The organism is Streptomyces sp. NPDC054757 (genome assembly GCF_053612185.1).
The window spans coordinates 98,601-107,733 of the sequence record NZ_JBSHBW010000026.1; the positions used below are offsets into that span (position 1 = coordinate 98,601).

A 9,133-nucleotide genomic window follows, 5' to 3' on the forward strand; every position below is an offset into this window, starting at 1 on the left:
GGGCCCGCCGGTACGGTGTGGCCATGTCCCATCGACCCGCTTCCGGACTGTCCGCGGTGAGTACCGCGCTGCTCGCCATGAGCAGGCACCTGGAGGTCCGTGACGTCCTCAAGACGATCGTGGTCTCGGCCCGCGAGCTGCTGGACGCCGAGTACGCCGCGCTCGGCGTCCCCGACGACCACGGCGGCTTCGCCCAGTTCGTGGTCGACGGGGTCAGCGACGCCCAGTGGAAGGCCATCGGCCCGCTCCCGCGCCAGCACGGCATCCTCGCCGCGATGCTGCACGACGAGAAACCCCAGCGCCTCGACGACGTACGCCAGGACCCCCGCTTCGAGGGCTGGCCCGCCACGCACCCCGACATGTCGGACTTCCTTGGCCTGCCCGTCCGCGACGGCGATGAGACGATCGCCGCGCTCTTCCTCGCCAACAAGCGCTGCCCCAGACCCACCGGCCGCTGCGGATTCACCGAGGAGGACGAGGAGCTGCTGACGATACTGGCCCAACACGCCGCCATCGCCCTCACCAACGCCCGTCTGTACGAGCGCAGCCGCGAGCTGACCATCGCCGAGGAACGCTCCAGGCTGGCCCACGAACTCCATGACGCGGTCAGCCAGAAACTCTTCTCCCTGCGGCTGACCGCCCAGGCCGCCACCGCACTCGTGGACCGCGACCCGGCCCGCGCCAAGGACGAGCTCCAGCAGGTCGCCGATCTCGCGGCGGAGGCCGCCGACGAACTCCGGGCCGCCGTCGTGGAGCTGCGCCCGGCCGCTCTCGACGAGGACGGCCTGGTCCACACGCTCCGCACGCACGTCCAGGTCCTCGACCGTGCGCACACCCCCCAGGTCGCCTTCCGGAGCGGGCCGGTGCGGGCGCTGCCCGCCGCCCAGGAGGAGGCGCTGCTGCGGGTGGCGCAGGAGGCGCTGCACAACGCCCTGCGCCACTCGGGGGCCGCACACATCGATGTCGTACTGGACCGGCACGGCCCCGGCGCGGTCCTGCGGGTCACCGACGACGGCGCCGGATTCGAGCCATCGGCCGTACGGCGGGCGGGCCGGCACCTCGGTCTGGTCTCCATGCGGGACCGGGCGAGCGGGGTCGGGGGCCGGCTCAGGGTGAAATCGGCGCCGGGAGAGGGCGCCACGATCGAGATGGAGGTGCCCGGTGGCTGACACCGCACCGAGGCCGAAAGCGGCCGTACGTGTCCTGCTCGTCGACGACCACCAGGTGGTCAGGCGGGGCCTGCGCACCTTTCTGGAGATCCAGGACGACATCGAGGTCGTGGGTGAGGCGCCGGACGGTGAGCAGGGGGTGGCGGCCGCCGAGGAGCTGCGGCCCGACATCGTCCTGATGGACATCAAGATGCCGGGCATGGACGGCATCGAGGCGCTGCGCAGACTCAGGGAGCTGGCCAACCCGGCGAAGGTGCTGGTGGTCACCAGCTTCACCGAGCAGCGCACGGTGATCCCCGCGCTGCGCGCGGGTGCGTCGGGCTATGTGTACAAGGACGTCGACCCGGACGCACTGGCCGACGCGATCCGCTCGGTCCACGCCGGGCACGTCCTCCTCCAGCCCGAAGTGGCCGGGGCGCTGCTCTCCCAGGAGCCCGGCGGCGGACAGGGGAGGGGCACCACCCTCACCGACCGGGAGCGCGAGGTGCTCGGGCAGATCGCCGACGGACGCTCCAACCGGGAGATCGCACGGGCACTGGTCCTCTCCGAGAAGACCGTCAAGACACATGTGTCGAACATCCTGATGAAACTGGACCTCGCGGACCGTACGCAGGCGGCGCTCTGGGCGGTACGGAACGGGGCGGCGGGCTGATGGACGGGGCGGCGGGCTGACAGCACCGGGCCGGCCGGCTGAGCGGACCGTCATATTCCGGTGTGAGATTCATACCGTCGGGTGTAAGTCACCCACATGGCGTATCCGAATGATCCGTGCGCCGTTCTCCATGCATGCTGCGGCGCCGGCCGCAGCCCGCTAGGAGGAACCTGAAATGAAGAACCTGAAGAAGGCCGCCGCCGTCACCCTCGTCGCCGGTGGCGTACTCGCCGCCGGAGCCGGTGCCGCGTCCGCCGCCTCGCACGCGGCCGGTGCGGCGACCAACTCGCCCGGCGTCGTCTCCGGAAACGTGGTCCAGGCCCCGGTGCACGTCCCCGTGAACGCCGTCGGCAACACCGTCTCCGTGATCGGCGTCCTGAACCCGGCCTTCGCCAACCACGGCCTCAACGGCTGACCGCACCACCGCTGACCGCACCACGGTCACCGGCCGACGGCCCCTCAGGCACCACACGGTGCCGGGGGGCCGTTCGGCATTCCGGCGCATCGGCATCCCACGCATCGGCATCCCACGCATCGGCATCCCACGCATCGGCATCCCACGCATCGGCATCCCACGCACCGGCGCCCCGCCCACCGGCCGACAGCCTTCCGCATCAGCGGCCCCCGCATAGCCCCGGGCCGCGGTCGAGCGCCCACCGGCCGACCGCGCCCCGGGCCCCCGCCCTCCCGTCAGCCGCGCTCCCGCTCCCGGTCCTCCACATACGCGTTGTACGCCGCCACCTGCGCCCGCCGGGCCACCCGCTCCACCGGCCGCAGCGCCTCCCCCCGCGCCGCCATCTCCGACGCGCTCACCGCGCCGCCCGGCCCGTGCTCGTACGCCACCGAGACGAGCAGCCCGATCCGCCGCGCCAGTTCCAGCACCCGGACCGCGCGCGCCGGATACCCCGGCGCCAGCAGTTCCCCGGCCCCCGCCTCGGCCCGCGCCCGGTACGCGTCGATCGCCGCATCGGCAGCGGGCCCGCCGCCTGCCACATCGAGCCCCGAGAGCACCGCGGTCGCCTCCCGCAGCGCCTCCGCCAGCTCCCGCTCCGCCTCACCGAGCGACGGCACATCGGCCGGCGGCGCCTCCCGTACCGGCAGACAGTGCCAGACCACCTCCCGGTGCAGATCGCCCTCAGGGCCCGCCTCGTACAGCTCGGGCACCAGACCCAGCGACACCCCGAAGACGGTGACCGCCTCCGCCGCCTCCAGCGCCCGCGCGTTGAACTCGGGCGGCCCGCTGAGGCCCAGCGGATGCCCCGCCGTCGGCATCGCCACCCGGAATCCGGTCGCGCCGAGCGCTCTCAGCCGCCCCAGCGCCAGCGTGAGCCCGACGGGCCCCGGCTCGCCCGGCAGCCCCTCGACCCGGTGCACCGCGTCCTCGCCCACGATGGCGAGTGCGGCGTCGTCCGGCGATACCATTCCGGCCAACAGGGCATTTCCCCATGCGGCCAGCCGTCCTGAGCGTGGTTCCGTGAACATGGAGCCAGAGTAGGGACTGGACCTGGGGCCTGTCGTTCGGATCAGGCCGAGACCCCGGGGGCTGTCGGGCGGCGCAGGTCGCAGACGCGCGGTCCGGTACGCCGGACAGCCCCTACACGTGGGTGCACTTCTCAGGTGGCGTAGGTTTTCCCTGGGAGCTGCGCCCACAGGCGCACGCGCGAACCGAGACTGCATGGGGAGACAACGCGCTCATGAGCGATGTACTGGAGCTGCTGGACGTATCGGTGGTCCGCGACGGACGTGCTCTGGTGGACGACGTCTCCTGGGCGGTGAAAGAAGGGGAGCGCTGGGTGATCCTCGGGCCCAACGGCGCGGGCAAGACCACCCTCCTCAACATCGCGTCCAGCTACCTCTTCCCGACCACCGGCACGGCGTCGATCCTCGGCGAACAGCTCGGCAAGCCCGGCACCGATGTCTTCGAGCTCCGTCCGCGCATCGGCATGGCGGGCGCCGCCATGGCCGAGAAGATGCCCAAGCGGCAGACGGTCCTCCAGGTCGTGCTCACCGCCGCCTACGGCATGACGGCCACCTGGCACGAGGACTACGAGGAGGTCGACGAGCAGCGCGCCCGCGCCTTCCTCGACCGCCTGGGCATGACCGAGTTCCTGGACCGCAAGTTCGGCACCCTCTCCGAGGGCGAGCGCAAGCGCACCCTGATCGCCCGCGCGATGATGACCGACCCGGAACTGCTCCTGCTCGACGAGCCCGCCGCGGGTCTCGACCTCGGCGGCCGCGAGGACCTCGTACGCCGTCTCGGCCGGCTGGCCAAGGACCCGTACGCCCCCTCGATGGTGATGGTCACCCACCACGTCGAGGAGATCGCGCCCGGCTTCACCCACGTCCTGATGATCCGTCAGGGCAAGGTGCTCGCGGCCGGCCCGATGGAGACCGAGCTGAGCTCCCGCAACCTCTCGCTCTGCTTCGGGCTGCCGCTCGTCGTCGAACAGCGGGGCAACCGCTGGACCGCACAGGGACTTCCGCTCGGCTGAGGACCGCGCGGGGGTCTTCCCCCGGCCGACCGGTTCCGGACCCCTTGCGCCCTGTCCCCGGAGGGGACTGCCGCCCTACCATGACCCCGTGGACATCGAGACATGGGTGTGGTGGCTGATCGGCGCGGCCGGGCTGGGAATCCCGCTCGTCATCACCGCCATGCCCGAATTCGGGATGCTGGCCGTGGGAGCGGTCGCCGCATCGGCCGCCGCCGCCCTCGGCGCCGGCCCGGTGCTCCAGGTCCTCATCTTCGTGATCGTGTCCGTCGCGCTCATCGCCGTCGTACGCCCCATCGCGAACCGGCACCGCTCCCAGCGGCCCGAACTGGCCACCGGGATCGATGCGCTGAAGGGTCGTCAGGCCCTGGTCCTGGAACGGGTGGACGGCAGCGGGGGCCGGATCAAGCTCGCGGGGGAGGTCTGGTCGGCGCGGGCACTCGACGGCGACACCAGTTATCAGCCGGGCCAGCAGGTGGACGTGGTGGAGATCGACGGAGCGACAGCGGTCGTCCTGTGACAGAACCTCACACACGGCAGGCCGAGGTCTGCGAAGATCGATCATCGGGAACAGCCGGCAATCGAAGGGCACGGGGAGCACGATGCCATCCGTCATCATCGTTCTGATCATTCTGGTGGTGCTGGTCTTCATCGCCCTGATCAAGACGATCCAGGTGATCCCACAGGCCAGCGCCGCCATCGTCGAACGGTTCGGCCGCTACACGCGCACGCTCAACGCCGGGCTGAACATCGTCGTCCCGTTCATCGACTCGATCCGCAACCGGATCGACCTCCGGGAACAGGTCGTACCCTTCCCGCCGCAGCCGGTGATCACCCAGGACAACCTGGTCGTCAACATCGACACGGTCATCTACTACCAGGTGACCGACGCCCGCGCCGCGACCTACGAAGTGGCCAGCTACATCCAGGCGATCGAGCAGCTGACCGTCACCACCCTCCGCAACATCATCGGCGGCATGGACCTGGAGCGGACGCTGACCTCCCGTGAGGAGATCAACGCGGCGCTGCGCGGTGTACTCGACGAAGCCACCGGCAAGTGGGGCATCCGCGTCAACCGCGTCGAACTCAAGGCCATCGAACCGCCCACCTCCATCCAGGACTCGATGGAGAAGCAGATGCGCGCCGACCGTGACAAGCGCGCCGCGATCCTCCAGGCCGAAGGTGTCCGGCAGTCCGAGATCCTGCGCGCCGAGGGTGAGAAGCAGTCGGCCATCCTCCGGGCCGAAGGTGAGGCCAAGGCGTCGGCGCTGCGCGCGGAGGGTGAGGCCCAGGCCATCCGTACGGTCTTCGAGTCGATCCACGCGGGCGACGCGGACCAGAAGCTGCTCGCCTACCAGTACCTGCAGATGCTGCCGAAGATCGCCGAGGGCGACGCCAACAAGCTCTGGATCGTGCCGAGCGAGATCGGCGACGCGCTCAAGGGCCTGAGCGGGGCCTTCGGCAACCTCGGCGAGAACGTCCCCGGCTTCAACACCGGCAAGGAGTCGCCCGCCCCGCCGGCCGCCAGGCGCCCCTCGGAGTAACAGCCGTCGCAACGGCCCGGCGCAGAAGAATCCAGCCCGCCTCCGGCCCCGGGGGCGGGCTGCTGCGTACGGCGGGCCTGTGCGTACGCCGGTCCGCCGGGGGCCGCACCTTCGCTCCCGCCGGTGGCTACGCGGTCTGCGGGAGCCAGTCGGGCAGCGCCTGCCGGTCACCCGCGCCGAGCGCGAGCATCATCGCGTCGGCCGGGGTCGGCACGAACGGCCTGCGCAGCAGCGGCATCCCCGCCTGCTCCGGGGTACGGGCCGCCTTGCGGTGGTTGTCCTCGGCGCAGGAGGCCACCGTGTTCAGCCAGGTGTCCTGGCCACCCTGGGCACGCGGCACCACATGGTCGACGGTGGTGGCCCGCCGCCCGCAGTACGCGCACCGGTGCTGGTCGCGGACCAGGACCCCCCGTCTCGACCACGGCGCCTGTCTTCGGAACGGCACCCGGACATAACGGCAGAGCCTGATCACCCGGGGCACCGGCAGTTCGACGGCGGCGGCGCGCACCCGCAGCCCTGGGTGGGCCTGCTCGACCACGGCCTTGTCCTGGAGCACCAGGACCACCGCGCGGTTGAGCGTCACCGTCGACAGCGGCTCGAAGCTGGCGTTCAGTACCAATGTGTCCCGCATGGTGCCCACCTCCGGGTGCCGGCCCACCCCCTGGCGGGGCTGGGATCAACTCTGGCCGGGCACGCCACGATGGACAACGCAATAAAAAAGGCCCTGCCCAGATCTCTCCAAGACCGGGGCAGGGCAAACAGAAGCGGGCGCGTCGCTTCGCGCGCTTCAGCTTTCGGCGGGAGCGGCGTACTCGGCGATGAGCTGGGCACGGGCCAGCGTGTGGAACCGCAGATTGAAGCCGACAGCCGCGGGCGGGGTGTCCGAGTCGATCCCCAGCTGCGGGACGTCCACCGCGTACACGGTGAAGACATAGCGGTGGTTCTCACCGGCCGGCGGCGCGGCGCCCCCGAACTCCTTCGCCCCGTAGTCGTTACGGGCCTGGACCGCGCCCGGCGGCAGCCCCTTGAACCCGCCACTGCCCGCACCCGCCGGGAGCCCGGTCACCGAGGCCGGGATGTCGAACAGCGACCAGTGCCAGAACCCGCTGCCCGTAGGGGCGTCGGGGTCGAAGCAGGTCACGGCGAAGCTCCTGGTCTCCGGCGGGAACCCCTCCCACCGCAGCTGCGGCGAGGTGTTCCCCGCCGCGTACACCTGAGCGTCCTTCAATACCGACCCCGCCGCGATGTCCTCGCTCACCACGGTGAACGAGGGCACCGGCGGATGAAAGTCATGGGGGAGCGGCGGCTTGCTGAGCCCGGTCACGGCGGCACCTCCTGCATCGGCTGTCAGTTCCGTTCCGACCCTAGAGCCAGTTCCGTCTCCCACCCACATCGGCCAGCCACTGATGGAGGTACCCCGTCCAGTCGGTGTCCCGGAAATCGTGCAGACCGACCTGGAACGCCCGGTACGAGTCGCTGCTCTCGCTGAAGAGACCCGGCTTCTTGTCCATCTCCAGAATCACATCCATCTCGCGGTCGTCCGTGACAAAGGTCAGCTCCACCTGGTTCAGACCCCGGTACTGCTCCGGCGGGCAGAACTCGATCTCCTGGTAGAAGGGGAGCAGCTGGCGCGTGCCACGGATGTGACCGCGCTCCAGATCCGCGCTCACGAAGCGGAAACCGAGCCCGGCGAAGGCATCGAGGACGGCCTGCTGAGCGGGGAGCGGATGCACCTGGATGGCGTCCAGATCCCCGGAGTCCACCGCCCGCGCGATCTCCAGCTCCGTCATCACACCGATGTGCATCCCGGGCAGCGGCTGTCCCGCGATGTTCGTGATCGGGGTCTCCCAGGGTATTTCGAGCCCGAACGGCACCACATGCAGAGCGCCCGCCGCGATGTCCAGCTCCCCGCCCAGGCGCAGCTCGGTGAACTCGATGTCCTGCTTGACCTCGTGGTCCCCGCTCTCGATCTCCACCCGCCCCTGGAGCCCCACGGACAGCCCCTCGATCCGCTGGCTGACGGCCCCGCCCCGGATCCTCACCTCGCCCTGGACCACACCGCCCGGCACGACATTCGCCTCGGACAGCTCCGTCTCCACCGAAGCACCCCCGGCCCCCAAGCTCGCGAGCAGTCTCCTGAACCCCATGCCCACTTCACTCCTCATCGCTCCCAGTTGATCTTGCACCCCCATGCATACGCGCCTCCGCGCGCCGGCCGCCAGCCGTCCCCCGTTACGCTGGTCACCCATGAGCGCCAGTCCGGACCGTACGCCCCTGCCACGCGCGTTCTTCGAGCGCTCCGTACTGGAAGTGGCCCCGGACCTCCTGGGCCGCACCCTGGTCCGTCGCACACCGGACGGACCGATGGAGCTGCGCCTCACCGAAGTGGAGGCGTACGCCGGAGAGGCCGACCCGGGATCACATGCCTACCGGGGCCCGACACCCCGTAACGAGGTCATGTTCGGTCCGCCCGGTCATGTGTACGTCTACTTCACCTACGGCATGTGGCACTGCATGAACCTCGTCTGCGGCCCGGAGGGCAGCGCGAGCGGAGTGCTGCTCCGCGGGGGAGAGGTGACGGCGGGCGCAGAGCTGGTGCGCGAACGGCGCCCCGCGGCCAGGCACGACAGAGAGCTGGCCAAGGGTCCGGCCAGGCTCGCCACCGGTCTGAACGTCGACCGGTCGTGCAACGGTGCGGACATCTGTGCCACGGGCGACACCGAGCTGGCCATCCTCACCGGCACTCCGCCCCGCCCCGGCCTGGTACGCAGCGGCCCCCGCACGGGAGTTGGCGGAGCGGGCGCCCATCAGCCGTGGCGCTTCTGGATCGACGGCGACCCGACGGTCAGCCCGTACCGGGCGCATGTTCCGCGCAAGAGACGGACTTGACTCGCCCCTGCCGGACGCCTAACGTAGTCCGAGCCGCTTGACACGGGCACTGCTATCGGAACGGCCCATCGGACCGAACCTGAGCAGCCCGAAGCAGCCAACCACTACCTACGATCTCCCTCAAAGGGTTTGACTTTCGGCATGCCGAAATTCGAATCCAAGGCCCGATTATGAGCCTCCGAGGAAATCGGCTAACGTAGTGGACACGCCGGAAAGGGAAACGCGAAAGCGTGGAACTGGAAAGCACCCGGCCGACCGGGAATCGGACACGAAAGAGTCTGATAGAGTCGGAAATGCAAGACCGAAGGGAAAAGCCCGGAGGAAAGCCCGAGAGGGTGAGTACAAAGGAAGCGTCCGTTCCTTGAGAACTCAACAGCGTGCCAAAAGTCA

General features: G+C 70.2%; 11 protein-coding genes. 7 read left to right on the top strand and 4 right to left on the bottom strand.

Annotated features, from left to right (window positions below; translation table 11 throughout):
* Window positions 1–23 precede the first annotated feature (23 nt).
* From ACWGKJ_RS26950 to ACWGKJ_RS26960, 3 genes are all read left to right on the top strand, one after another.
* Complete coding sequence (locus tag ACWGKJ_RS26950) at window positions 24–1,169, top strand: GAF domain-containing sensor histidine kinase (protein ID WP_385033401.1); 1,146 nt, start codon at window positions 24–26, stop codon at window positions 1,167–1,169.
* On the top strand, window positions 1,162–1,821 hold the full coding sequence (locus tag ACWGKJ_RS26955; RefSeq protein WP_385033398.1) for a response regulator: 660 nt from the start codon (window positions 1,162–1,164) through the stop codon (window positions 1,819–1,821). The genes ACWGKJ_RS26950 and ACWGKJ_RS26955 overlap by 8 nt, the downstream gene beginning before the upstream one ends.
* 175 nt (window positions 1,822–1,996) lie before the next feature.
* Complete coding sequence (locus tag ACWGKJ_RS26960) at window positions 1,997–2,236, top strand: chaplin (RefSeq protein ID WP_385033395.1); 240 nt, start codon at window positions 1,997–1,999, stop codon at window positions 2,234–2,236.
* Window positions 2,237–2,511: 275 nt separating this feature from the next.
* Here the strand turns inward: ACWGKJ_RS26960 and ACWGKJ_RS26965 are convergent, their stop codons facing one another.
* A complete protein-coding gene (locus ACWGKJ_RS26965; protein ID WP_385033392.1) occupies window positions 2,512–3,303 on the bottom strand; it encodes a hypothetical protein in 792 nt (263 codons plus the stop codon).
* A 212-nt stretch (window positions 3,304–3,515) separates the two neighbouring features.
* On the opposite strand from ACWGKJ_RS26965, the gene ACWGKJ_RS26970 reads away from it, so the two are divergent.
* The 3 genes from ACWGKJ_RS26970 to ACWGKJ_RS26980 all read left to right on the top strand — a co-directional run bounded on the left by ACWGKJ_RS26970 (window position 3,516) and on the right by ACWGKJ_RS26980 (window position 5,854).
* Window positions 3,516–4,313: an ABC transporter ATP-binding protein gene (locus ACWGKJ_RS26970; protein ID WP_164267483.1), complete on the top strand. Its 798-nt coding sequence runs from the start codon at window positions 3,516–3,518 to the stop codon at window positions 4,311–4,313.
* A gap of 88 nt (window positions 4,314–4,401) precedes the next feature.
* Window positions 4,402–4,830, top strand: coding sequence for an NfeD family protein (locus ACWGKJ_RS26975; RefSeq protein ID WP_385033389.1), 429 nt, complete (start codon window positions 4,402–4,404; stop codon window positions 4,828–4,830).
* A gap of 82 nt (window positions 4,831–4,912) precedes the next feature.
* Window positions 4,913–5,854: an SPFH domain-containing protein gene (locus ACWGKJ_RS26980; protein WP_164267481.1), complete on the top strand. Its 942-nt coding sequence runs from the start codon at window positions 4,913–4,915 to the stop codon at window positions 5,852–5,854.
* A gap of 127 nt (window positions 5,855–5,981) precedes the next feature.
* On the opposite strand, the gene ACWGKJ_RS26985 is transcribed toward ACWGKJ_RS26980, so the two are convergent.
* The 3 genes from ACWGKJ_RS26985 to ACWGKJ_RS26995 form a co-directional block, all read right to left on the bottom strand.
* Entirely contained in the window at window positions 5,982–6,485 is a 504-nt protein-coding gene (locus ACWGKJ_RS26985) for an HNH endonuclease (RefSeq protein WP_385033385.1), read from the bottom strand.
* Window positions 6,486–6,641: 156 nt separating this feature from the next.
* Window positions 6,642–7,178, bottom strand: coding sequence for a YbhB/YbcL family Raf kinase inhibitor-like protein (locus ACWGKJ_RS26990; RefSeq protein ID WP_385033382.1), 537 nt, complete (start codon window positions 7,176–7,178; stop codon window positions 6,642–6,644).
* 40 nt (window positions 7,179–7,218) lie between these two features.
* On the bottom strand, window positions 7,219–8,001 hold the full coding sequence (locus ACWGKJ_RS26995) for a sporulation protein (protein WP_385033379.1): 783 nt from the start codon (window positions 7,999–8,001) through the stop codon (window positions 7,219–7,221).
* Between the two features lie 100 nt (window positions 8,002–8,101).
* Here ACWGKJ_RS26995 and ACWGKJ_RS27000 point away from each other — a divergent pair, with 100 nt between their 5' ends.
* Window positions 8,102–8,743, top strand: coding sequence for a DNA-3-methyladenine glycosylase (locus ACWGKJ_RS27000; protein ID WP_385033376.1), 642 nt, complete (start codon window positions 8,102–8,104; stop codon window positions 8,741–8,743).
* Window positions 8,744–9,133 lie beyond the last annotated feature (390 nt).